General features: G+C 41.1%; 21 protein-coding genes. 9 read left to right on the top strand and 12 right to left on the bottom strand.

Annotation, left to right across the window (positions count from 1 at the left end):
• Nucleotides 1–42: 42 nt before the first annotated feature.
• A complete protein-coding gene (locus tag QZZ22_RS09710; RefSeq protein WP_292464371.1) occupies nucleotides 43–1,167 on the top strand; it encodes a uroporphyrinogen decarboxylase family protein in 1,125 nt (374 codons plus the stop codon).
• Between the two features lie 15 nt (nucleotides 1,168–1,182).
• Nucleotides 1,183–2,805, top strand: coding sequence for a methylamine methyltransferase corrinoid protein reductive activase (locus QZZ22_RS09705; RefSeq protein ID WP_292464370.1), 1,623 nt, complete (start codon nucleotides 1,183–1,185; stop codon nucleotides 2,803–2,805).
• 162 nt (nucleotides 2,806–2,967) lie between these two features.
• Here the strand turns inward: QZZ22_RS09705 and mtaA are convergent, their stop codons facing one another.
• Nucleotides 2,968–3,996 carry a methylcobamide:CoM methyltransferase MtaA gene (gene mtaA / locus QZZ22_RS09700; protein ID WP_292464797.1) on the bottom strand — a complete coding sequence of 343 codons (1,029 nt, stop codon included), beginning with the start codon at nucleotides 3,994–3,996 and terminating at the stop codon, nucleotides 2,968–2,970.
• Nucleotides 3,997–4,339: 343 nt separating this feature from the next.
• On the opposite strand from mtaA, the gene QZZ22_RS09695 reads away from it, so the two are divergent.
• Nucleotides 4,340–5,716: a right-handed parallel beta-helix repeat-containing protein gene (locus QZZ22_RS09695; RefSeq protein ID WP_292464369.1), complete on the top strand. Its 1,377-nt coding sequence runs from the start codon at nucleotides 4,340–4,342 to the stop codon at nucleotides 5,714–5,716.
• A gap of 89 nt (nucleotides 5,717–5,805) precedes the next feature.
• Here the strand turns inward: QZZ22_RS09695 and asnB are convergent, their stop codons facing one another.
• The 4 genes from asnB to thiE all read right to left on the bottom strand — a co-directional run bounded on the left by asnB (nucleotide 5,806) and on the right by thiE (nucleotide 10,082).
• A complete protein-coding gene (gene asnB / locus QZZ22_RS09690; RefSeq protein ID WP_292464368.1) occupies nucleotides 5,806–7,695 on the bottom strand; it encodes an asparagine synthase (glutamine-hydrolyzing) in 1,890 nt (629 codons plus the stop codon).
• Between the two features lie 416 nt (nucleotides 7,696–8,111).
• The gene (locus QZZ22_RS09685) at nucleotides 8,112–9,155 is read right to left on the bottom strand and encodes an AIR synthase family protein (protein WP_292464367.1); all 1,044 of its coding nucleotides are present in this window, start codon (nucleotides 9,153–9,155) and stop codon (nucleotides 8,112–8,114) included.
• Nucleotides 9,148–9,456, bottom strand: coding sequence for an MTH1187 family thiamine-binding protein (locus tag QZZ22_RS09680; RefSeq protein ID WP_292464366.1), 309 nt, complete (start codon nucleotides 9,454–9,456; stop codon nucleotides 9,148–9,150). The genes QZZ22_RS09685 and QZZ22_RS09680 overlap by 8 nt, the downstream gene beginning before the upstream one ends.
• A gap of 17 nt (nucleotides 9,457–9,473) precedes the next feature.
• Complete coding sequence (gene thiE / locus QZZ22_RS09675) at nucleotides 9,474–10,082, bottom strand: thiamine phosphate synthase (protein WP_292464365.1); 609 nt, start codon at nucleotides 10,080–10,082, stop codon at nucleotides 9,474–9,476.
• A 560-nt stretch (nucleotides 10,083–10,642) separates the two neighbouring features.
• Here thiE and QZZ22_RS09670 point away from each other — a divergent pair.
• The 4 genes from QZZ22_RS09670 (at nucleotide 10,643) to lon (ending at nucleotide 15,352) form a co-directional block, all read left to right on the top strand.
• Complete coding sequence (locus QZZ22_RS09670) at nucleotides 10,643–11,428, top strand: winged helix-turn-helix domain-containing protein (protein ID WP_292464364.1); 786 nt, start codon at nucleotides 10,643–10,645, stop codon at nucleotides 11,426–11,428.
• Between the two features lie 226 nt (nucleotides 11,429–11,654).
• Entirely contained in the window at nucleotides 11,655–12,356 is a 702-nt protein-coding gene (locus tag QZZ22_RS09665) for a transcriptional regulator FilR1 domain-containing protein (protein WP_292464363.1), read from the top strand.
• Between the two features lie 90 nt (nucleotides 12,357–12,446).
• Complete coding sequence (locus QZZ22_RS09660; RefSeq protein ID WP_292464362.1) at nucleotides 12,447–12,866, top strand: MarR family winged helix-turn-helix transcriptional regulator; 420 nt, start codon at nucleotides 12,447–12,449, stop codon at nucleotides 12,864–12,866.
• Between the two features lie 98 nt (nucleotides 12,867–12,964).
• A complete protein-coding gene (gene lon / locus QZZ22_RS09655; protein ID WP_292464361.1) occupies nucleotides 12,965–15,352 on the top strand; it encodes an endopeptidase La in 2,388 nt (795 codons plus the stop codon).
• Nucleotides 15,353–16,018: 666 nt separating this feature from the next.
• On the opposite strand, the gene QZZ22_RS09650 is transcribed toward lon, so the two are convergent.
• The 5 genes from QZZ22_RS09650 to QZZ22_RS09630 all read right to left on the bottom strand — a co-directional run bounded on the left by QZZ22_RS09650 (nucleotide 16,019) and on the right by QZZ22_RS09630 (nucleotide 21,327).
• Entirely contained in the window at nucleotides 16,019–16,711 is a 693-nt protein-coding gene (locus QZZ22_RS09650) for a YggS family pyridoxal phosphate-dependent enzyme (RefSeq protein ID WP_292464360.1), read from the bottom strand.
• 258 nt (nucleotides 16,712–16,969) lie between these two features.
• A complete protein-coding gene (locus QZZ22_RS09645) occupies nucleotides 16,970–17,437 on the bottom strand; it encodes a hypothetical protein (RefSeq protein WP_292464359.1) in 468 nt (155 codons plus the stop codon).
• Nucleotides 17,434–19,116, bottom strand: a complete 1,683-nt coding sequence (locus QZZ22_RS09640) for a hypothetical protein (protein ID WP_292464358.1) — start codon at nucleotides 19,114–19,116, stop codon at nucleotides 17,434–17,436. Before QZZ22_RS09640 ends, QZZ22_RS09645 begins: the two co-directional genes overlap by 4 nt.
• A gap of 461 nt (nucleotides 19,117–19,577) precedes the next feature.
• The gene (locus tag QZZ22_RS09635; protein ID WP_292464357.1) at nucleotides 19,578–20,684 is read right to left on the bottom strand and encodes a tetratricopeptide repeat protein; all 1,107 of its coding nucleotides are present in this window, start codon (nucleotides 20,682–20,684) and stop codon (nucleotides 19,578–19,580) included.
• A 244-nt stretch (nucleotides 20,685–20,928) separates the two neighbouring features.
• Nucleotides 20,929–21,327 carry a DUF6326 family protein gene (locus QZZ22_RS09630; protein ID WP_292464356.1) on the bottom strand — a complete coding sequence of 133 codons (399 nt, stop codon included), beginning with the start codon at nucleotides 21,325–21,327 and terminating at the stop codon, nucleotides 20,929–20,931.
• 492 nt (nucleotides 21,328–21,819) lie between these two features.
• Here QZZ22_RS09630 and QZZ22_RS09625 point away from each other — a divergent pair, with 492 nt between their 5' ends.
• A complete protein-coding gene (locus QZZ22_RS09625; protein WP_292464355.1) occupies nucleotides 21,820–22,362 on the top strand; it encodes a DUF4352 domain-containing protein in 543 nt (180 codons plus the stop codon).
• 164 nt (nucleotides 22,363–22,526) lie between these two features.
• Here the strand turns inward: QZZ22_RS09625 and QZZ22_RS09620 are convergent, their stop codons facing one another.
• Together QZZ22_RS09620 and QZZ22_RS09615 are read right to left on the bottom strand one after the other, a co-directional pair.
• Nucleotides 22,527–22,796 (bottom strand): hypothetical protein, encoded by a 270-nt coding sequence (locus QZZ22_RS09620; protein ID WP_292464354.1) that lies wholly within the window; start codon nucleotides 22,794–22,796, stop codon nucleotides 22,527–22,529.
• A 651-nt stretch (nucleotides 22,797–23,447) separates the two neighbouring features.
• Complete coding sequence (locus tag QZZ22_RS09615; RefSeq protein WP_292464353.1) at nucleotides 23,448–24,038, bottom strand: isoprenylcysteine carboxylmethyltransferase family protein; 591 nt, start codon at nucleotides 24,036–24,038, stop codon at nucleotides 23,448–23,450.
• 318 nt (nucleotides 24,039–24,356) lie between these two features.
• Between QZZ22_RS09615 and QZZ22_RS09610 the strand changes: the two genes are divergently transcribed.
• On the top strand, nucleotides 24,357–25,091 hold the full coding sequence (locus tag QZZ22_RS09610) for a hypothetical protein (protein WP_292464352.1): 735 nt from the start codon (nucleotides 24,357–24,359) through the stop codon (nucleotides 25,089–25,091).
• Nucleotides 25,092–25,100: the final 9 nt, after the last annotated feature.

Below are 25,100 nucleotides of genomic sequence, written 5' to 3'. Positions count from 1 at the left end.
TGGATAATATCAGGTAGATAATAGCAGGTGGAGGATGAGGAAGTGTCAAAGCAAGTGGCTGAGGAAATGACCTCAAGAGAGCGCTTTACCCACGCTCTTGAAATGAAAGAGGTGGACAGGGTACCACTGGGTTATCTGTGGTTTGGTGCAGGTGATGCTGTGCTTGACCGCATGAACGCAACCATAAATGATGTTTACTATTCAGCAAAGGGTATTGCAAGAGCGCAGATATTGGCAAGGGAGATGTATCATCACGACAATGTCATGTCTCCCTGGGGCTGCCTGCTCGTGGAGGCAGAAGCCCTTGGAGCAAAGACCAACGTTAAGACCGATTACTACCCTTCAATAGCTGAACACCCTTTAAAATCTGCCAGGGAATATGAAAAGATAACCCCCCGGGACATGGAACGTTCAGAAAGGGTGGGGACTATTGAGGAATCCATCTCCCTGCTGAAAAAAGAACTCGGTGATGAAGTTTTTATCAGCTGCGCCTCACTTACTCCTCTCATGCTTGCTACCCAGGTGATGGACGGGAGCAGGCTGTGTATGGAGATGATAAAGGACCGCGATAATCTTCATGCATTACTGGAAGTGCTTACTGAGAGTTGTATGATCTTTGCAGACCGGATGCTTGATGCAGGAGCTGACGGGGTGTTTGCAGAGAACGGGGGCAGCGCTTCAGACCTTTTCAGCCTGGAAATGGCAAAGGAATTCGGTTCCCGTTACACAAAAGAACTATATTCCCATATCCAGGACCGCGGAGGATATGTAATATCCCATAACTGCGCATCCCATGCATTCCATGAACTGGAACTGGCTCTGGAACCTGATGCTCTGAACTTTGCATTCGGAAATGTAAAAGCGCTTGGGAAGAACCATGGAATTGAGTGTGAGAAACTTCACAACCATAAAAGCATTGGGTGCAGCCAGAGATATTGTTTCATGGATTTCCGGAACTTCCATGATTCGGACATATGTCTGATGGGTAATATCAATCCTTATATATTCACTTCAGGGATGACGAAAGACATAGCATCTGAAGTGAAAAGCTGTATGGCTGCAGCTCCTGACAGAGGATTTATCCTGTCCACTGGCTGTGAGATTCCGCTGAACACACCTCCTGAGGAGATGGAAGTGCTCTGGGAAGCAATGAGGTCTTGTTTTTGAGGAGGAGGTAATCAGATGTACGGAATAGCAATGGATCTGGGAACAAGCGGTTTCAGGGCGCAGCTTATAGATCTTGGAACCAGGCAAATAATTAAGACATCAATGACAACAAAGCATCCTCTTCCGGGAGCCAATATCACAGACCATCTTGATTTTGCAATCACTGTGGGAGAGGACATCGCTCATGAGATAATGATAGATACCGTATGTAAATTAATAAACACCTTCAATGTCGATCCTCTGCAGATAAGCAAAATAGCAGTGTGCGGCAATCCTATACAGTTATCACTTTTCCAGAACTCTGAGATAAGGGACCTTGCCTATGCTGGCAAGAACATGCAAAAAAGGCTGGGCATCGAAAATGTAGAGCGTCAGGCGCGGATATTCCCGGCGAGCGGTATTCTCAAGAACAGGATTGGGCTGGGAGTATGCGATGTTATTGTTCCTCCGGCAGTCCAGCATGAAGTCGGAGCCGATGCACTTGCAATGATGATGAAAACTGATTTCCTTGAGCAGACGGCTCCCACCCTTGTTACTGACTATGGGACCAATGCTGAGATGGCAATCAAAGTAGGTAACAGGGTCATTACAGGAAGCGCTGCTGCCGGTCCGGCTATCGAAGGGCAGGGAGTGAGTTGTGGAATGCTTGCAGGTCCCGGCGCCATCTCAGATGTAAATCTGGAAGGAAAGTACTGGAGACTTACCGTCCTTGATGAGAGCATGACCAGCCGGCCATCCCACCTGGTGGATCCATGTAGTGGTGATATAATAGAAAGGGCAGTCCTGGAACCTATGGGTATAACAGGCACTGGTCTGATTGCTTCTCTGGCGCTTGCAATGCAGACAGGGCTCATTGAGAGGCCACCACGGTTGAAGTATGGTAAATTGATGCTGGGTGAAGGGATACGTATCTCCGAGAATGACATCAAAGAGGCTGGCAAGGCTATTGGTGCTATAAGGGCTGCACAACTGACACTTATAATAGAAGCCGGGCTTGCTTACGAAGAACTTGAGAACACATACATGACAGGCGCATCAGGAACTTATGTGGATCCATGGAAAGCTATGTATGTTGGCTCCTGTCCAAAGTATTCCAAAAGAATAGTTCAGTTTGGGAATACTTCGCTTTCCCTTGCCAGGGATATATTGACAGATGACTCAAAGCTTGCTAAAGTTATCGATCTTGCAAACAAGATAAAGGTCGATCACCTGATGATGGCCACAAGTGCTACTTTTAAAAAGTTCTACACGTGCGAACTATCTTTCTGGACAGAAGGCATGGACATGGAATCCTATAACCGCTTCCTGAAGATCTATAAGCTCCCTCTTCTGCCTTCAGTATCTGCTGAACCTCAAATGGATAAATGTATTTTGGATGATGCACTGGATGCCAAAGACCACAATATCAGGATAGTCGATGATATTGGCGTTACGGTTGAAGAGGAAGCCGTTGGCTGTATCATGTGCCACCAATGTGAGATCGAATGCCCTGAAAAAGCTATCTTGAATATGGAAAAAGATGGGAACATGGTTGTAATGTACAGCACGCAAAAATGCCTTGGGACAGCATGTAAAAGGTGTGTGAATGTGTGTCCTGTAAAAGCTATCAATTATAAGGAAATCAGGATATTGTCATGATTCCTGATTTATAGTGATTCAGGTTAAAGGTCTATGAAATCGTACAATGAGTGTTTAGTCAGAACCAATGAACAAGTTCATTGTCTATAAAAAAAGAACACCAATCAACACTAAATATTTCTATCATTGTGTGATCGATATCTTTTGTTCTTTTAATATTTATTATCGGTAATATTCATTTCTTGCATCTGCCAGGGCTAACAGGTTCCTTAGAGGTGTTTCTGGTGCAATACCACATCCTGGCGCCAGTATATCTATATTTGCAGCAAGGCACTTGAAGGCTTCTTTTCTGACATCGCCAGCATTTTTGTTGTAAAGGGTCCTTGATGTGGAAACATTACCAATTACCGCCGTATTGTTCTTATGGGCCAGACCAACTACATAGTCTAGGTCTTTAACGCTTTCCTCAACACTGATAGCATTAAAACCGCATTCAAGCATATCTGAAATAATGATGTCTGTTTCCCCGCATATATGAAGTATACTATAACCTTCGATATTATTTGAAAACTTTATCAGGTTTGGTTTTATAAGTTTCCTGAAAGCATCCGGACCTATCATGTCCGGGGAGGAATTTGCATCTGCGATGACTATTGCATCTGCACCTGCATGAAGGCATGCATTGGCATAGATTGCACACGCGTCAATACACTTTTCAACTATTTGTTTTACGAGTTGGGGTTTTTTAATGGTCCATGTCAGAAATGAGTTAATTCCACATAAATAGGATACAAGATCCGCAGGTCCTTCAAGTCCTGCCACGAGTGGGACTTTTGCTCCTTCTTTATTCCTAAGAATTCTTGATGCCTCCAGCACAACAGGTATACGGCCTCTTTTGAGGAGATCAGGAGGTACTTCTATCTCTTCAGGTTTGTCTTTGAAGGGATGAGTGGATATTGATGGTGTCCGGGCTTTGGTACCCGGATCTATATTACAGCCTAGCGCCTCTCCAAGGACGGTCACATCAAATGGATAACGTATGACCTCTAGATTTGCAACCGTGTGTAAAGAACCTGCGAGCTTTGCCATTTTTACCGGATTGCGGTCGGCTTCAGGCCTGTCTGCTCCGCAGATATCCATAAGATCAACTACACTTGCTGTTGTCACAGTACCAGCAAGAGGGATGTCATCACTTTTTCTATCTAAAATATCCCGAAATTTTTCTCTTAAATCTGTTTCTGGTTCGTTGATATGATTACATCCTGGTAGTTGTATAGGACAGGGGTGAAAGATTCTGCTTTTCCCACCTTTTATTCTATATATTCTTCATTGATCTGTATATGGTGATTAAGTAAAGTTGGTCTTATTTATAACATTTTAGTTATTGTGGACAAGAAAGGCGTCCATCAAACAGGCGTGATATCTGCACAGAGATACTATTTATTTATGTATATATAGAACATTTAGTTACTCGCAGGAGCATACCCCGAGAAACAGCACTAAAGTAATAAATCATTAGAACTATTCATTCATAACTGTAAAACGGGTCAGATTGCAAAACGGATGTGAACAACAAAAATCCGCAGAGCAACGCATGAGAAGAAAAGAAAAATCCTTGTCCCGTAAGATCCGTTCATCGGAAAAAATACTTTTGCCTCTTTTGGTTATTGCTGTTCTTGTAACACTGTACTTTACCTATGGGTATTTTATTTCAGACAGAGATGAAGTACCCGAAGAGCCTGATATAGTAGTTACGAAGAATCAGGCAATAACTGTTATGCAAAAAAGCACGGGAGCAGTCCTCTACAATGGGACTAATGATGAAGAGGCTATCAGGATGGCAGTTGGTTCAATTGATAAAGGCGTGATCCTGTTTGAGCAGGGAACTTATAATGTCGCCTCAGCAATAGACCTAAACTCGGATATCACACTCATAGGTAATGATTGCTCGATCATAGGATACAGGATATTCAGGATAACAGATGCCTCAAATGTCATAATAAAAGGATTTGACTTCAGTGACCCCGATGAGAGTTATGCCCGTCATTCAGGCACCAACAGTATAGTAGAAATAACAAACAGTGATAATTGCTACATACTTGACAATACTTTCCGGAATTTCAGTGCTTACGGGTTATACCTTTCCACACGTTCCCCGACCCATCACAACAACCATATAACCATAAAAGGCAACCAGTTCCTTGATTATGGTTACTGTGGGATAATGATAGGGAAGCAAGCCAGTCATATCTTTGTCGATGATAACCTATTCAGGGATATTAATGCAGAAAAGATAAACCCGAACGCATATGGAGTTGCTCTTGCCAAAGGCAGCAGTACCTACAGCTATTCCGAGTACATCTACATCCGTAACAACACCATCGAGAACAATCCCATGTGGGAAGGGATCGATAGCCATGGGGCAAACCATGTTTACATTCTGGACAATACAATTACAGACTGCAGGATACCTATCTCGGTTGCCCAGATGAATAGTGATAACCAGTACCCTGAGCCAGTACACAACGTTATCATCAAAGGGAATTATGTGAAAGGGAATATGAATGCAACCCGGCAGGATTCAGGTATTTACGTAATTGGAGGACGCATCCCGGGAGGAGGTGTCCAGCCCTACAGGGATGTGATCATAGCTGAGAACACTATCGAAGATGTTAATAACTGGCTGCACTCCAATGACGGGGGAATAGTGTTAATGCATGTTGACGGCGTTCAGATCTATAAGAACAAGATATCAAATGTTGGAGGAACTGGAATCAATCTGGCAGGTACGAATAATGTCCAGGTATATAAAAATGAGATACAGAACCTTGTCAGGATATCTAAGCCTATATACGGTATGAGTGTGTCGAATGCAAAAGATAGCTACAATATTGAGATAAGAGATAACAAGGTAGATTTCAAAGAAAACTGCATTTATTATGATGCCGAATATGCCTTCTCTAAACAATAAGGGCTGGAGATAATTCTTCTACAATTATCGATTAAAATAAGAAAAGTGAATGTAGGAAACTAAAGAGAAGCATGCCGCAAAGTTTACTATCAAGCCATTTGCACAGGGACTAGCTTTTTCGGGATACATTGTTCCCTGGAAGTTGCGAAATCCTGCCCATCGATAAATATCCGCATCCACAACTCGACAGATATGCATCTCCATATATCGGTCCCCACGAATATGCTTTGGGACTCGCCAGACTGCAGTCTCTCAAATTCTCTCTCCACCTTGTCCCATTCCCAGAAATTCCTTAATTTGAAGCTTTCAGAGTTCATTATATTATTGATGACACCTTTTACTGCCTCTTCTTTCAGCCAGCTCTTCTCAGGAACTGCGAATCCTATCTTATCGCGTCTTGCCAGTATCTTTTCTGGGAGTTCTTCTTCCATGGCTTTTCTGAACGCATATTTTGTGACTCCCCCATTGATCATTTGGTTGGGAGGAAGAGACATCAGGTATTCTACCAACTTGTGATCAAGGAAAGGAACCCTTGATTCGATGGAAAATCTCATGGAATTCTTATCCAGGAACCTTAAAAGGTGTGGAAGTGCATACGTGCTGACACTGCCATATACTGCTTCATCCAGCGATGAAAGATGCCATCTGACATCTTTGCGGTGTTCATTCTCTTTAATGAAGCTCCTTGAAAGATAAGGTACTTTGTGGCGCTTATAGAGAGTTTTCTTTATATTTGCCGGAACCATACGAAGGAATAGATACATCAATGACGATAAACAGCTGGATTGCTGACAACTGCGAATTGTTTCCCTGAACAGATCAATGATATTCCCTTCTTTCATCAATTCATAATAGTAATACCCTGTGAAATAGGCACTTCCTGCAAGCACTTGGTCGGCCCCCTGTCCATCCAGCAGGACCACGATACCATTATCCCTTGCAAGCTTCATGACCCGGTATTGCCCATACACGCTTGTTCCGCTAAAAGGTTCTTCCTGTGTCATAAACAGGTCTTTCACGTCCTCCAAAAGGTCAGATGATTCCGGAGTTACAGAATAGTTCACTGCATTGACTTTAGTATTGACCTCTTGCTGGTATATGCTTTCGTCAATGTTCTCCCCCGGAAAGTTCATAGAGAACGTCTTGATCTCCATATCAGGAGCAACTTTCTTCATGGTAACAACCACTGATGAAGAATCGATACCTCCACTCAGACAGCTTCCTACCGATGCATCTGTAACTATTGATCTTTTAACTGAGTCTGTGAAGAGTTCTCTTATTATTCCATAATCTGTTTTGCATTCAGTAGTTTTTGTCGGGATATCGTAATACTTAGAGATATGCATTTCATTATTGGTGAGATCAAACATAAGATTATGGCCTGGCATCAATCGTTTGATTCCTTCAAAAAATGTTTCTTCCGTATGATCGGTAAGGTTATAGTAGAGATAATCGAAAATAATTGCCCTGTTCTCTTTTCTGGGGATGTCGTGTTCAAGAAGAGCCTTGATCTCTGAGGCGAAAATGAACCTGCCATTATCATAGTGATAATACAGCGGTTTTATTCCAAACCTGTCCCTGCTAAGGAAAAGTGTTTCTTTTGTTTTATCATATATGCAGAAAGCCCACATCCCGTTGAAATGCCGGACACAGTCAGCACCGTATTCCTGATAGCAATGGAGTATTACCTCTGCATCCGTCCTGCTCCTGAAGCGATGTCCTTTCGAGATCAGCTCATCCCGCAGTTCCATAAAATTGTAAATAATGCCGTTGAATACCAACGTCAGATCCCTGTACCCTGTGAACATTGGTTGACGGATATTTTCTGACACATTATATATTGCACATTTCCTTAGTCCAAGTGAGATATTATCTTCTACAAAAGTCCCTTCACCATGAGGACCCCTGTGTAAGATTGCCTTGTTCATAAGATGTAAGAGCCGCTCATTCTTCCAATTAAATCCTGTGATCCCACACATTTTACCACCTTTTACAAATTAGTCCTTATTACTCATAAGGATTCTTGTTAGGTAAGTAATATAAGTATCAATCAAATGAGTGGAACTATTTGCTATACCGGACTATCTTAATGGCAATGAAACAGCTCAGAGCCTCTAAGATATCTCAAGAATATCTCAGAGACTTCAAGAGCTCGGAATATCTAAGTCTCTTGTTTGTCGAAAAGAATACAGTAAAATTAATTGTAATGGTATCAGGCTAGAGTGATGCTGAATACTAATATACTGAGGCAAAAAGTATGAGATTGCAACTGGAGAATATTATTACCTCAAACCACATCTCATGATCTCTTACAACATTCGTAGTTCTCTGAATTCAAACCTTAGCAGGATTTACTATTCCAACAACGCTGTGATGTCTCAAATATGAGGTTTTGTCAAGTTTCCGGTTCAAGACCTTTAAAGAACAAATTCCAAAAGGGGTCTGTCTCAGGTTCGGTCAGCTTTGAAGTTATACCGCTTCTACAAAATATTGAATACTCCATCTTGCTGTCAAAAACTCCAAGCTCAAAACTTTTAATGCCGAGCTCATCCCATACTCTGCGAACAGTCGAAACGCTTTGAGGCTCAACAGCAGCAAGTAAAGTTCCCTCACTGATGGCATACCAGGGATCAAAATTCAGTGCTTTTGCAAACTCCATGATATCAGCGGGCACATCAACAGAGTCAAGATCTATATTGACAGCTATCCCGGCAGCCTCTGCCATTTCATATACACCTCCGAGAACACCACCTTCTGTTGCATCATGCATTGCATGCACTCCTCCTGCACTAAAAGCACTAAGTGCATCTTCTACAACCGTTATTTCAGTCACACGTTTAAGACATCTTTGAAGAGCATCTACTGTCATACTTCCGCTTATAAGGTCTTTATAAAGAACAGACAGCAAAGCTGTGGCTTCTATTGCAGGCCCCTTTGTCATCAGCAGTACATCTCCGTCGCGAGCTCCACCGGGAGAGATCCATGAGTCCTTATCAGCAATTCCCCACACGGTAATGCCTCCTACTGTAGGAATATTAACAGCATCATACCAGCCTGTATGTCCTCCTACAATGCATATTCCAAGTTCTGATGCTGCAGAAGAAATGGATCTGATTATGGTCTGCGCATCCTCGTCAGGACAGGTGGGTGGAAGCAGCAGCGTATATGTCATAAACTGAGGGTCTATACCAGTTACAGCAATATCGCTGGCGCCTATATGCACTGTAAACCATCCCATCAGGTCAAGTGGAAGTCCCGGAGCAGGGAATATCGGATCTTCGGCAATGGCCATAACACTTCCGTCCTTCAATTCAAGCACAGCAGCATCAAGACCCGGGCCGGGAGGGACGAGGAGCTGAGCGCTTGGCGCTCCAAAATTTGTTCCAAGCAGGGTCTTCAACCGGTCAGGTGAAGGTTTACCTGTGCGGGTTCTATTCATGAGATATTCTCCTTTTAAGCACGTGCTCCACATCCCGGACCTTGCCTTTTAACCTTCCGGATGCACCGGCCCTGTCATCAATAGAGATATGTGTGAGAACGCGTGATGCGTGTGATCTCATATGATTGTGGCAATCCATGATCACTCCCATGACCTTATCCGGATCGCCTTCTATGGTCGTCTGCATTGCCCCCATAATATAATCAACATCTGCAGCCTCAATTATCGGTACCAGTTCAGCTATCAGTTCTTTGAGCTCTTCTTTCTCTCCAACAGGTACTACTGAAAAACTTGCCAGCATTAATAATACTCTCCTTCTCAACAATATGTAAAAAGTTTTTGAAAGTCACTTACAGCTTTTTCTACATCAGGCTCTGTAACCGTAGCACTTACTGCGCAGATCATATCAGCACCAGCTTTAATCACTTCACCTGCATTTTCGAGAGTTATGCCCCCTATAGCTATTACAGGCAATGTGCATGCACTTCGCACACTCCGGATAAGATGGATACCTGAAGGAGGCCCGGCATCCCTCTTTGTAGAAGTGTGATAAACAGGGCCTACACCCAGGTAATCCGCACCCTCCTTTTCAGCCTGGACAGCTTCTTCAAGATCACGCACAGTAACACCTATTATTTTGTCCGGACCCAGCAGGTGCCTGACACTTCTAACCGGCAGTTCATCCCGGCCAATATGCACTCCGTCAGCATCCACTGCAAGAGCGATATCAACACGGTCATTTACGATAAATGTTGCATCTCCACAAAGGCTTTTAAGTTCCATGGCCTCTTTATACAACGATGCAGTTGTTCCCTCTTTTCTTCTGTACTGGATAATCCCTGCACCAGCCTTTGCTGCAGCCCGGACATCGTTTCTGTTGCCCGCAAGACTTAGGTTTGCATCAGTAATAAAATAGAACCCTTTCATTGATCTCTTCCTTATTGAGTCTGCTAGAGACGTATTATGAAAACCTGCTTTTTGTTTCCAAGGTTATAATATTATTTAAAACACGTCCTACACCTCTGCAAATAATGATTAATCTCTTTTGCCAAAATAAGCCTCGTGTGTAAAAAAAGTTTCCTGGAAAAAATAAAACTCTGTCTGATATTAAAATCGGATTGGGTTAAATAAAAAAAGTGATCTAATAGGTATTGCGGGTCGTGGGGGAAAGAACCGCAATTTAAGAGTGGGTTAGTTGAGAGATGTTGGGGAACATCTCGGATTCGTTAAGGAGAGAGGCGCCTTAAAGCGTGGTGGTTTCCAGGCGCCTCACCTACCTTGAAGTGGTATGTTTTTATTTTTAAGGGAGATATTACTATGACGTTATCTCATTTTATGTGTATTTCCTTTACCGGGATACCAAACTGGTTGTTTCAAGTTAAAGTAATAAAATATTTAAGCATCAGCACGTAAATAGAAAAGAGAAAGACACTCTTTTGTGGCTTATAAAGACAAGGTGAGCCGGACCTCCCGGGATTATGATACCTATGAAGAAACCACTGCTTGATGTTATATTTGCTTCAGAGAAGATAATGAATACACTTTTACTGCTTCATGATGGTCCAAAGGAAATGGAATATATTCTCCGATCATTAAAAGCAACACGACAGGCATTACTTCCGCAGGTAAGAATATTGGAAGACCATTGCCTGGTCACCGGCTCAAACGATGTTTATGGATTGACACATATTGGAAAACTGCTTGTGGATAAAATGAGTCCTTTAATGGGTACTCTTGAGGTTTTCAATGAAGATACTGATTATTGGGGAACACATAACCTTGATTTCATCCCGCCTCACCTTTTTGAGAGATTAAGGGAACTTGGAAAATGCAAGGAAGTAAATCTCACGCTTACAGAGTCATACCAGCTTAACCAGGAAGTTGTAAGAACAACGTTTATGTCTGAAGCTTTTTATGTGATAACTTCTTTTTTTCACCCGGATTATCCAGCAGTATTCACTGATATGGTCCAGAAGGATGTAAAGCTGTATATTATCACTACCAAAAATGTGGTAGACACAATGCGGACATATCACTATGAAGTCTTTGACAGGCTTCTTAATAGTAAGTCATTCAACCTCTATGTGTACTCAAAAGAGATAGGCATTCAGGTTGTAGCTCATAACGATCATTATCTTCTCCTTCGTTTATTGACAAGTGAAGGCCATATTGATATCAACCATATGCTCTGTTCCAGTCCCGAATCTCTTGTTTGGGGGAAAGAACTCTTCCAACATTACCTGAAGATCTCTCAACCAGTAACTGAACTATAAATGGTAAACCTAGATTATTTGTCCATATTAATATGGAGCTGTTGATTTAAATTACTATAAATAGAAGCTGTTCAATTATTACTACTGTTAAATTGAATTTTGATGCGGATAAAATTAAATGATTTAGAGGAATGTGCTACAAATGAAAAAAACGCTGCTTGATGTAGTATTCATGTCAGAGAAACGAAAGCAAATGCTTTTGCTATTGCAGGATGGTCCACAGGAGATGGAATACCTTCTCAAAACTCTTGATACCAGCAGACAGGCATTACTTCCACAGGTAAGGATACTGGAAGAGCACTATCTCATCAACCATTGTCATGATATCTATAATCTGACTACTCTTGGAAAACTGATTGTTAATGAAATTAGCTCCTTCCTGGAATATATTAACATCTTCGGTGAGGATGTTGGTTACTGGGGAGCCCATGATTTTAGTTTTATCCCTCCTAATCTCTTTAACAGGATAAATGAGCTTGGAGAATGTAAAGTAATTAACCCTCCTTTGATGGCTATATATGAAATGAACAATGACTTCTATGAAGCCTCCAAAAAGTCGAAATCCCTTTGCGGGATTACTACTTTCTTTTACCCTAAATTTCCGGAGTTATTCTCAGAACTGATCGCAAAGAATGTGAGCGTGCATTTTATTGTCTCCAAAAATCTACTTGACAAAATAAGGACTGACAATTATGCAGATTTTGAAAGATTGATAAATAGCAAGTTATTTCAGTTTTCTCTTTATACAAAAAATATGGATTTTCTGTCTTTTTCATATAATGATTATTACACCAAGATACGTCCAAAAAAAAGTAATGGGGAGTTCGAGAGTAAATATCTTTTATGTCGTAGAAAAGATCAATTTGATTGGGGAAAAGAGCTCTTTGAATATTATTTAAAGGATTCTGTATCGATAGTGGGAATCTGATTTCTTGAAGTATTTATTTAAGACCAGTTGCCTTCTATAGCCGACAACTATATAATTAGTTAGCACCTAACTAACTATCCGGATGAAAATATGATGGAAAGAAAAGAGCATTTGTTTACGGTTTTTGAAGGCCTGTTCAAAATCAAAAGCGATTGCTCTTGCGATATCTTCTCCGGATGTGGTCTATCGGATATCACCGTGAAGCAGATAGGATATCTGAAAACCATAGATGAACACGGGGAGGTAACGTTCAGCAAACTTGCGAAGATCACCCGCAACTCTAAACCCACTATCACTGAGATGGTCAGGAAATTCGTTCAAATGGAGTGCGTTTACAGGGAAAGATCCTCTGATGACGGGAGGATATTCTATATCCGCCTGACCGAAAAAGGACAGATAATAGCCCGGTCCGAACAGAATTCTCTGCTGAAGCTCATTGAAAAGATGGCAGAGTCATTGGATGAAAAGGATATGGATGATCTGATACAGATCCTGCGAAAGGTGAGATGATTTTTTATTCACCATTAGTTAGGGTAAATCTAACTAAATAACTAGCTGATTAACTAACCGGTTAACTAACTATCAATATATAAATGAGACAAACAACAATGTATCCACAACAAATCAACAATATCAGAGAGAATATTGTAATTCCGCTCTTTGAAGTCGTAGTCTATCCCAATAGCCAGACAAAACTACTGGCTGATAAGAATATAGGAAAGATACTTCTAGACGAAATAAGAAATGAAGGATCAGCATATGCAATTGGGTTAACGGCAAAAAGCGGAACGAATACTTCAGATTTGTCAGAAGACGATCTGTATAGGACAGGGAATCTGCTAGAGATCAAATTTGTACAACCTGCTGATGAAGGGTTTCTGGTCTATGCGCAGGCTATTCAAAGAATAGGTTCAGTTTCCCTGAACCAAAGAGATGGATTGTTCTATGCTACACATACTGACATCCCTGATGTTCACGATCTTGATGAAGATTTCCACACGCAGATAATGGCAGATGTCAGGAAGACGATTCATGAGATAAGCGATCGTTTTCAGAGTTCAGAACAATTCACCAAACCTATTGACAAGATGGATTCCATTGATCAGATAATGGGATACGTTATGCCGTTCATGCCGATAGAGCTGGAAGAGAAACAGGATCTCCTGGAAACCGTTTCCGCTCGTGAACGCTATCTGACATTCCTCTATATTCTTACAAACCAGAAAGAGAACATTAACATCCAGATCGAAGTGGCAAAGAAAGTTGCCGAGAAGGTAAACAAGTCACATAGAGAAGCGATGTTGCGTGAGCAATTGAAGGTCATCCAGGAAGAGCTCAATGAAAATGAGGACTCTGTTTCAGGTGAAGGAGGATACGGTGAAAGAATCGGGAGTGCAAAGATGCCGGATGATGTCAAAAAGAAGGCGCTTTCAGAGTTAAAGAAACTCGAGACCGGAGGAAATCACAATCCTGAAAGCCATGTTATCAGGAATTATCTGGACCTCCTGCTTGATCTTCCATGGATAGTGGAGAAGAAAAAGAGCATTGACATTGCCCAGGCCCGCAGTGTGCTTGAGGGCAATCACAACGGACTCGAAAAGGTCAAAGAGAGGATAATCCAGCACCTGGCAGTAATGAAACTAAAGCATGAGAAGCAGGGCTCGATCATACTTTTCACAGGTCCCCCTGGTACCGGCAAGACCAGTCTTGGAAAGAGTATTGCAGATGCCCTTGGCAGGGAATATGTCCGCGTAAGCCTTGGAGGTGTCAGGGATGAAGCAGAGATCAGAGGGCACAGAAGAACATATGTAGGAGCTATGCCCGGAAGGATCATCCAGAGTATAAGGAAAGCGGGGACCAAGAATCCTGTATTCATCCTCGATGAGATAGACAAGCTTTCGTCTTCCTACTCAGGAGACCCGGCAAGTGCCCTTCTGGAAGTCCTTGACCCCGAGCAGAACAGTACATTTTCCGATCACTACCTTGAAGTTTCATACGACCTTTCGGAGGTATTGTTCATAGCCACTGCCAATTCTCTGGCAAGTATCCCGGGACCGCTTCTTGACAGAATGGAGATAATTGAAATCTCTGGCTACACGAAGAACGAGAAACTTGCAATTGCAAAAGATCACATACTGCCCGGTATACTGGAAGAGCACGGCCTTGATGAAGGTCAGGTAGAGATCAAAGACGATGTTCTAAAGATAATCATCGATAAATACACCCGTGAAGCAGGAGTAAGAGGCCTCAAGAAACAGCTTGCGAGAACTGCAAGGTTCATATCCGAGAGGATAGTTTCAGGAAAGGCTGAACTTCCTTATATAGTGAAGGCGGATATGCTCACGCAGATTCTTGGAAAGGAGTTGATCCGTCAGGAAGAAGCAAGAAAAGAAAACGTGCCTGGCGTGGTTACCGGGCTTGCATGGACCCCTGTGGGAGGAGATATTCTCTTCATAGAAGGCACATTCATGCCTGGTACCGGGAAACTTACGCTTACAGGACAGCTTGGGGATGTGATGAAAGAGTCGGCACATATCTCTTTAAGCCTTGTCAGGTCCCGGCTTGCAAACACTGCGAGCAGCTTTGACTTCACTGCAAGTGATATCCACATCCATGTGCCTTCAGGTGCAACTCCCAAGGACGGCCCTTCGGCAGGTGTGACTCTCTTCACTGCACTGACGTCTTTGATAACCGGTAAAACAGTCGATCCGAAACTTGCCATGACCGGCGAGATCACGCTAAGCGGAGCCGTACTGCCGGTTGGCGGCATCAAAGAGAAAGTTCTGGCAGCACACCGGGCAGGTATAAAGAAAGTGATCCTGCCGAAAGAGAATGAGAGGGATCTGGATGATGTACCGGAAGATGCCCGGAACGAACTGAAGTTTGTAACTGTAGAGACTATCGAGGATGTCCTGAGAGAAGCACTGGGTATTGACATGCCAAGGCCAATGGTATCTCATAACGGGAATGGTTTAGTATCAATGCAAAGTATTTGATTGCACTGACTGTTCATCCTGGTGTGTGAATGTGAAAGTTTACGGCCTCCGGGCCGTAAATTCATTTTTTGTTCTCCCTAACTTCCGAGCTATGTTTAAGACACGGATTTACAGGATCAACAGAGATTTGCAAAAACGTTGATCTTAGAACCCCGCGAAAAATGAGATCCTTGTAAATCCCGTGTAAATCGGTGTTTTGATATTTCAGGGATGAATGCAGATCGTGAAATAGTAAGGAATGCCATCAAATTAGAACGGGAGGGTTTCAGAAACCAATTAGATATCTTAGTCAAGAGAAATTTCATTAGGGATACTTTTTATATGAAAAGCTAATCTTAAGCCTACAAATATATTAAATATTAAGGTGAGAGGAGGCACCTGGAAACCACCACGCTTTAAGGTGCCTCTTTCCTAACGAATCCGAAATATTCCCCAATATTTCTTTCTGGATAGGGCGAGTGACCCACACTCGCGGTATCTACTAAGTCTTGTCTATATATAACCCCATCTGTTCTTAATTGTACGAACGATGTTTTATTTTATTCGCCAGCTGATTTTTAATGCCATTATAATTTCAATTGGAACTTGAATTCATATTATCTGTTACTGAAGTATATACCGGATTATCTTGGTACATGCTGTGTTTATCCACTGAAGCAATCGATACTACTTTTTGTATTCCCTATCCCCGAATATTGCAGAACCGATGCGAACGATCGTAGCCCCTTCCTTCATGGCAACCCTGTAATCCCCTGACATTCCCATTGATAGTTCCCTGATATCGATGTTATTCTGAATATACTGACTGTCCTGTTTATCCAGTGTAACCCGGAGCTCCTGCTGCATTTTATCAAAAAGAGCTTTCATGCTCCTGAAATACAGGCGGGTCTGCTCAGGAGGTACAAAGGGGGCTATACACATGAACCCATTCACCTGGATATTCCGGAGTGACCGGATTTCGGCTATAACTTGTCCGATCTCTTCTTCAGCAAAGCCGAACTTCTGTGGCTCCCTTCCGATGTTGACCTGGAGGAATACCTGCTGTATCTTGTCATTGTCCCCGGCTTTCCTGTCAATATCCCGAATCAATTTAAGAGAGTCAACTGACTGGATTACATCAAAGAGCTGGATAGCTTTTTTAACCTTGTTTGTCTGCAGGTGTCCTATCAAGTGCTTTTCACAGGGCAATATCTCATCACATTTATCCTCGAATTCCTGGACCCGATTCTCCCCTATGATCGTAGCTCCGGCTCTGATGGCTTCATTTATCCTCGCCGGGTCCACTGTCTTGGTAACGCACACGAGTTTTGTTTCTCCTAATTCTTTGAGGAGTGCCTTTATGGTTTCATCGATTGCCATTGATTTCCCCCGGCTGTGTTTATTTGAATGATATGATGAAAGATAGTCAACTCCTCTTTTTCGGAAGAGGTTTGAATGTCAATTAAGCATTATTCACATATAATTCAGGTCGCTTACCATGTTAAATGAGATGGATTGATATAAAAAGTTCGTTTGCCTTGGCATTGGGTCCATATAATTCAAAAACAGTTAAAGGGATAGAGGACATCAGGAACTATACCCCTTGCTTCACGAATCATTTACAGAGTTGGTAACGCCTTAGGCTTGCATTATTGCTTTGACATGGACCTTTGTTCTGAATTCGTCTATGGTTATGCGATATTCCAGAAAGTCCCGGACATCCTCAGTAAGCACGTTAACTTCAAAGAGGGGTTCTCTGCCTGCATACATTTGTATGGTGATCTCATCTGTACCGGGAGCGGTTTCGGCCGCAACGCCCATTATATAGAACCATGTCAGGAGAGCATCGGAGTCTGACTTTACAGATGGCTGGTCATATTTAACAAATACACGCTCCGGAGTAACTTCCACGGTTGCATCATCAATGCCTTGAAAAGCGAGAGACTCGTATATGGACATACTGGCTGCTGCGTCCAAATTGTAAGCATTGGATATCATCGGAGACCATTCATCTTTATTACCGTTTGTGGAACTGTTATCATCTCCACCAGAGAACAGGAGGAATAGAACTACAACTCCTATAATTGCCATTGTTCTTTTTTTCATAGGTCGTATTCCTCCCCGTTGTTGTAGGCGATATTAGGATCAGTACGTTTGACTACCTGACAATTATCCCATTTCCAGGGTTTCCAGCTATTTCCCGCATCTTTTATAGCAACGTCACCGATTGGTTTCTCTTCCTCGTCTGTAGGCACATAATATGTCTCCCCCTTAACTGTGATCTTGATCCACAGGTCGGGGTTAATCTCATGTGTTTTACCCGTTTCATCAGTATAAGGCATTGAATAGACAGGCCCGTCTGAAGTCTGTTTTCTCGCTCCGTATTTACTCAGGAAAGCATTCGGTGTGGAAGTCCCGATGCCACCGCTCGTTATTTTGCCTTGTCTTAAGTCACTGTTCTTTATAGCATCATCAAGTTCGGGCATTACCATTACAATCTTTTCGACCATTTCCATTTCCTTTTTTATGAACTCGCCGACCACAGGAACCTTGCCGGCAACTTCCTGCCCTGTTTTTGCGACCACATAAAGAGCTTTTACGCTTGTGCCTGAAGTTCCTTTCATCTCGCTGAGCTTTTCATAATCATTGTAGGCTCCCACATATTTATCCACTTCATCTTTTACGCTCTTGATTCGATCTATTTCTTTAAAGGTCTGTGATAACTTCGAATTGGAGTAGTCTTCTGAAAAGAAGGATGCAGCTTCGTGTCCGGTCTTCATCTTTTTCAGGACATTTGTTGAAGTCTTGTCCATCTTTTCAAGGGTCATGATGTCATCAAGCTTACCTGCAACCCTGTCCTTTCCAGCATAGTCCGCCCCGCCGGTCATCTCAACAGGACTTTCGTCATCAAATGTGAAATCATGTGCAAATGCCTGTTTAATCATTTCTTTGTTTGCCCCAACATCCTGTACTTCACTCAGATCCATCCCACCCATTCCGTCAATGTCTTCAGAACTCTCTTTCCTTACCATATCAATAATATTTGCCTGGGTTTGTATGGACGCTACAAAATCATCAGGCAGTACATAGTTCATATTGACATTCTGATAATCTTCGATGTCTTTTTGGCTGATGTCCTCTATAGGAAGTTCACCTCTATTTTGAACGAGTTTTTCATTTTCCAGCAATCCGTAGGTGAATAACAGTTCGTCTATCTTGTCCGTATCGTCTTCATATTCCGTGTACCCGGAGTCTATAGATCTGGTATCATCGTACGGGTCTGACAGCTCTCCGGAATCAACAACTGTATCTCCTGTGTCTGCAAGGTCAGAGGGCAATTCCCCGTAATATTCATCAGTTTGCTGTTCACCTGTACCACTCTGGCCGACTGCCCCATTCGCAACAGAACGCTCAACAAGTCGGATGAATATATTTTCAGCTACCGGTCGGATATCCGATATAAGAAGATTGTAGCCGTCTATTTGCACAACAACTCTGTGTCCGCCGGGGGTCGGGGCTGAGAACATTATACTGCTGCTTACTATCTGTCCCGGAAATTCTCCAATGACAAGCCTTTTATCCATGTCCCAATAACCGATGTTTTGCATGTCAGATGTCAAAGGCCCATGATCAGAGAAACTGACCAGACCAATACGCTCGGCGTCTCCTGCATACCATAATCCACTTTCAGTGAGATCAGGCTTTATCTCTTTTGCAGCTTCATGGACTATCGTTTTGACTTCATTCTGGTCATATTCTGCAACAGCAGTAGGTATCGATACCAAAACAAAAAATAGAACAAGAATAATTAATATATTATTTGCCATATATGATTAATATTATCTGACCACATAAATATGTTTTTGATATGCAATGACTCCTTTCGTAAAACTTATTTGCATTGAAACAATAGATAAGTGCAGTTTTCCCTTCATACAGCTCAAGCATCGAATATAATTGCTGCTTCCGTAATCCTGACTTGTAATCTATTAACATCTGTTTCTACTTTGTTTCAGTTTATGTTTTTCCAACCGTTTTGGTCTGTAATTTTCTCGCTGGTTGATTCAGCATGTATACTATTACCAGTTTTTCTTTCGGAAGTAGTACTTTTGTACTCATCCCATGCACAGGGATTACCAATAAATTCTCCTGCTTCGCCAGTCAGTGTAATTGAACAGCTTACATTCATAGGTCATACCTTCATTTGTCTAATCGAGTATCTAATGAATGCTATGATCTTTTTAGCTTAAGAGCTAAGTTCTTCTGCTTTTTTATAGCATTTATCTGCTTCATCATACCTGCCAAGTTCGTTAAGAGCATCTCCTTTTCCTTTCCATGCATCGGCATATTCAGGATTGATCTCTATTGCATTATTGTAACATTGGATTGCCTCGTCATACATGCCAAGTTTATAGAGTGCATATCCTTTCTCTTTCCATGCAGAGGTAAATTCCGGATCTATCTCTATTACTTTGTCATAACATTCTATTGCTTCATCATATCTCTCAAGTACACCAAGCATATACCCTTTATTTCCCCATGCATAGGCATCTTCCGGATAAATTTCTATTGATCTATCAAAGCATTCTATTGCTTCATCGTATCTGTCAAATTTGTAAAGTACATATCCTTTTCCTACCCATGCATAGGCATCTTCCGGATTGATCTCTATTCCCTTATCGTAGCATTGGATTGCGTCGTCATATCTGCCGAGTTCGATAAGTTCATACCCTTTTCCTCTCCATGCATCAGCATATTCGGGATTGATCTCTATTGCCTTCTCATAGCATCCGAGTGACTCGTTGGTCCTTCCAATATAAGAAAGAGATATTCCTTTGTTATACCAGGCCTCAAAACTATCCGGGTCGGATGTTATCTTTTTGTCTGAATATTCAATTGATCTTTCAAAGAACTCTGCTGATTCATTATAACTGCCATTTAAGTACAGGGCTATTCCTTTTCCAGACCATGCTTCATCAAATTCCGGATTGGCCTCTATTGCTCTGCCATAGCATGCGGCTGCCTCATCGTATTCATAAAGTCCAAGAAGAGAGTTACCTTTGTTAACCCATGCCTTGCTGTTCTCAGGGTCCATCTCTATGACTTCATTATAACATCCTATTGCTTCATTATACCTGCTAAGTGCGTAGAGTGATTTTCCTTTGTAATTCAAGGCATCTATGTAATATGGTTCGTTCACCTGTATGTTATCAACAGATGCAATTGCTTCATAATACATGTTTGATTTGTAAAGTTCCCCGGTGTTTAGGACCTGCTGTTCCTCTTCGATGCATCCGGAAGAGAAACCTGCTATCAATAAAACGATTAAAATTAATGTTTTTGGCAATCTCATACTTTATCTCCGATTCTGCTGAACTGGTATTCTATCTTGCAGAAATCTATTCAAAATATATATTAAATACTAATATATTAGTACTTAAGGAATATCCTGCCAGAAATATTTTGCACCTCTCAGTGAGCAGTTCTGCAAGATATGCAAGGTAATGATCCATAAATCGGAACAATTACTCCCGTAAATACTATAAAAAGAATGCCATGTTCCCAATGGACATTCAGAGCAGAGTCAAACGCTTTGTTCATCCACTAACTATGCGATGCTTCCATGCATACCATACGATTAGTGCTGAAGCTACGACTGCTGAAAGCGTCATTAATGCTCCGCCCCAGTATGCAGATTGTATCGCTTCAACCACGCTAAAGGACCATAGTACAGCAAATATTGCGCCCACGATGGTATTTACCCAGCGGTTCAGCGGATCTTTCAGGGTAAGAGATAGGAAAGCCATCATCATTGGAATCAAAATTAAGATTGAAAAAAACAGTATCATACCAGGGCTTATTTTCTGACCTTCAGCTTCTCCTGCCATTAATTGTGCTATAACCCCTGGTTCCATAAGCACTATAATCTGATGAGCTAAAAAAGCAACTGATGCAATTAACCAAAGCACTGAAATCCTTATCTTCCAGTCTTCCAAAATTTATGCCCCCTTAGAGATATCTTAAAGTAAGTAATGTACTATAAAATATTAACTTAACGCGGTGGTATTGATATATTCTCTCAGACAGAATAGAATAATAGTGGGAACATGATTGATGACGGGCTCTTTACCTAAGTCTATAGCGACACAAACCAGTTAAGCGGGGTTCGTCATTCATTTTAGCTTTTTCCATGCGGTTACATAAGAACCATAACTTTCAGGCATATCTTCCCATATACACCCGATTATCAGGACAAATGAAATACAGCTGATAACTGAAGTTCTCAGCTCCTTCTCCCGACAAATAGGTTGTGGTGGTAGGTGCGGTTTAATAAGCTTCCACTGTTCATCAGAGAGTTCTCTGAATTCCCTTCACAGCCTCACAATACCATTATGGAAAATAGTATCTATAATTTTGACATGGGTCGATATTAGAACAACAATACATATTTAGTATTTTTTAAATATATTGTAGTAATTGGAGGTACTATGTCAGTTCTTAAAAAAATATTAAAAATTGGTTTAGGTATAGTAGCAGTATTTGTTTTATTATTAATTATTGGACTTTCAGTTGATACAGATTCTGCGGATACAGGGATGAATAACATTAATGTAGTTGATGATAGCAATACAAAAAATGATGCTAACGAAGTAGTTGCACAGGGAAAATATGCAGTTGGTGATAGAGTTATTGTTGGTGAAGTTGCATACACAATTACTGAAGTCGATATTGATAATGATGACCCTGCATGGATAGATCTTGGTGTAGAGTTTGAAAACCTTGGAAGTGACACACGAAAATATTATGACCCTGATAATAATGTGAAGTTGATTAGTGAAAAGGGGCAAACATATGAACCACTTAATGGTTATACTACATGGGAACGTGGACTTGATGAATTAAGACCTGAAATCCCAATGGAAGTATATCTTGTTTTCGAGGTTCCACGTGGACAAAAGTATTATGCTGAAGTTGGAGATTCGTTTTGGGATGATGGTAAAAGAATAGATATTGGAATGGTTCCAGAATAAAAATATTTAATCTTCGATTGTTGATGAGGTAAAGACAATCTGAGATTATCCTTTTCCTTTTATGTAATGTTTTTACTCTCCTGAACAAATCCTATTGTACTTATATTAACTTTAGCGTTTTTACATTTTAATAAGCATGAGTGAATATGTCAAAATAGTGTAAATTATTTCACATCTCTTAATTCTACTCTAACTAGCTGATGACTATAGTCTTTCCACTTTTGTTGAAGTGTAGCTGGAATTGTATATGATAGTGTTATGCGCCCATCATTTCCCTTCATAGAATGTAAGAATGTATGAGTTCCAAGACCTTCAATATTGACTTTAATGCTGTTTTTATCCTCAATTAAATTACGAAACTTGCAACTGTTATACCAAAACTGATTATCTCTAATTTCATATGCTTCATCAACTGCAATTGGTTTATTGTCCATATTTACACCTAATTTTAAAGATAAGTATCATGCTTTAAATTTATCATTTATCTGTTACTAATGCGCTGCTATAAGAAGGTGTCAATTTTCTGATACATATAAGTACTCCTTGTGTTAAACTTTATTATTTAATAAATTTTTCACATGCACAAGGTGAGAATTTGATAAAAAAATGGAAAAATCTCATTCATACATTTATTTTTGTTTGCTTTATGGCATTCGTAATGACAGCATACAACACAACAATACATTAAGGATTTTCTGCAGATATATTTAAATAATCTGGTTAAGTTTTCCTCTTACTTTTATAGTGGCATTTACACTTGAATATTTTATTGTAGCAAGGTATGGGATGAAATTAGTATTCAAATTACACAAACACAATCATACATCTTTTCAGAAAAGAAGGTTAACTGCATTAGTTTTTGTTGGTGGAATGGCAACTTTAATGTCATTATTTTTTCAATTTTAACAGTTGGTTTTTCAAAAGATCTGGCTTTAACCTGGGTTTATAAGCTTGCTATTAGTGCCGTATTCGCGTATCCTCTAGTAGTGTTTATTGCATGTCAGCTTGTTGATTTTGTATTCAGGAAAATATTCCCGGAAGGTCCTCTTGTTGAACTGTGAAAGTGAAGAAATCTTTTATCACTATCACTTTAAGCTCGGAATTATCCTGTGAACACTCTTCTGATATTCCCTGTATTCATTACCAAACTGTGCCACCAGTCGGCTTTCCCAGTGCAGTGATCCCAGGTACAGGTATACGGTCGTCAAAATGTAGATAATGAGCAGGTTGACGGTCATAAAGGGAGTTAACCACATTATGACAAGTCCGGAGAGCAGGAAGGGATCCCTCACCCAGCGGTAAATGCCCCGGATATCAAGACGGCCTGCTTCAGCAGTTCCTGATCCGGATAGCTGTGAACTTACCCTGAATCGGTGGGGCGCATCCCTTAAAGCCATGGGAGCAACGATTGCGGCAACTAATTGTCCGCCGACCATGAACCAGCGCCATGGAGATGGAATTATATAAAGGAACGGCCCCGGGTTCTTGTACAGCAGATAAGGAAGTGGTAATATCGTCACCACGGCTATTAGACTGAATGCAGGTATATACAATTTGTCCGCCTTGGCACCTAAGGCACGCCTGATAAAACGTTTGAAGCGCAGGCTTGCAAGGAAGCTGTGAATGGCTGCAAATGCCACCAGACAAAGAATCAGGATTATCGTGGATGAAATCAATTTTTAGAATCTCCTTTTCTTATTTGGAGAAAGATGTATTTAGAAGTTGTGAACGATCTAAGAATTGTAACCTCGTAATCACAGTATAAAATAGTAACCACTGGTCAGGGACTCATTTAAAGCCAGACCGTTTCTGATAGAAAAGCATATATTCCCGGTGGGATTAACGACAATATACTTAGTTTTTGTTATATGTCCTACAGAAAAACAAGGTGAATATTCTTTGTTTACTTTTGAATACAAATGGTTGGGTATTAACTTAAATAGAATAAAGCAGAGATTATTATTATACACTTAGAATAATAAATAGGTGATACAATGAGCGCAGAAAAAGGAAAACTCAAATACGTATTGTTAGTAGTATTTGTATTAATTATAGCTAGTGTTTCTTGGGTATATGCAAGTTTTTCATTATTCGGACCGAAAGATCTTGGGGTTGAATACACTCACGCGGACTATGTAAGTGCCTTAGAGAAAACAGGCATTATGGTTGAATACGAAGGTATGACCGGCGAAGAACTGGAAGAATATAAGAAGAACGCGGAAAAGAAATCAATCAATGATTATAATTTTGAGTTTTCAGAATATGAAAGGAAAGAATTCACTTTAACTGCTGAAGAATCAACGGCTTTACTGAATGAGATTGCACCAGGTTTCTGGTGGTTTGACAATTTACAGGTAAAAGCTTTACCGGATGGAACAATGGAGGGATCGAGCACCGCAGATATAAAAAGACTTAAAGCCGACCTGTACTCTGATGTTGCAGACGATGTTCCTCTTCCACTACCGGATAACTTAAATATCTATAGCAAAGGACGAATCAGCATTACAAATAACCAATTAAGCGGAGATCCGGAAGCATTTTCTCTCGGAGCGGTTTCACTTCCTGATACATATATGGAAGACGAAAGCGTAAGCGTAATGGAAGAATTCTTCCCTCGGATATATACAGTTGTCCCCGGCCTTGAAATAAACAGCCTGACCTCTAATTCTAACGGTGAATTCGTTTTTGATGGAGTTATTCCTCAAAAAGTATCCGTAACTAAAAAATAGGTCAGGAGT

It is taken from the genome of Methanolobus sp., assembly GCF_016278365.1.
In the GTDB taxonomy this organism is placed as follows: Archaea; Halobacteriota; Methanosarcinia; order Methanosarcinales; family Methanosarcinaceae; genus Methanolobus.
Note: the sequence above shows the minus strand (reverse complement) of the source record. Positions and strands in the feature narration are given on the sequence as shown.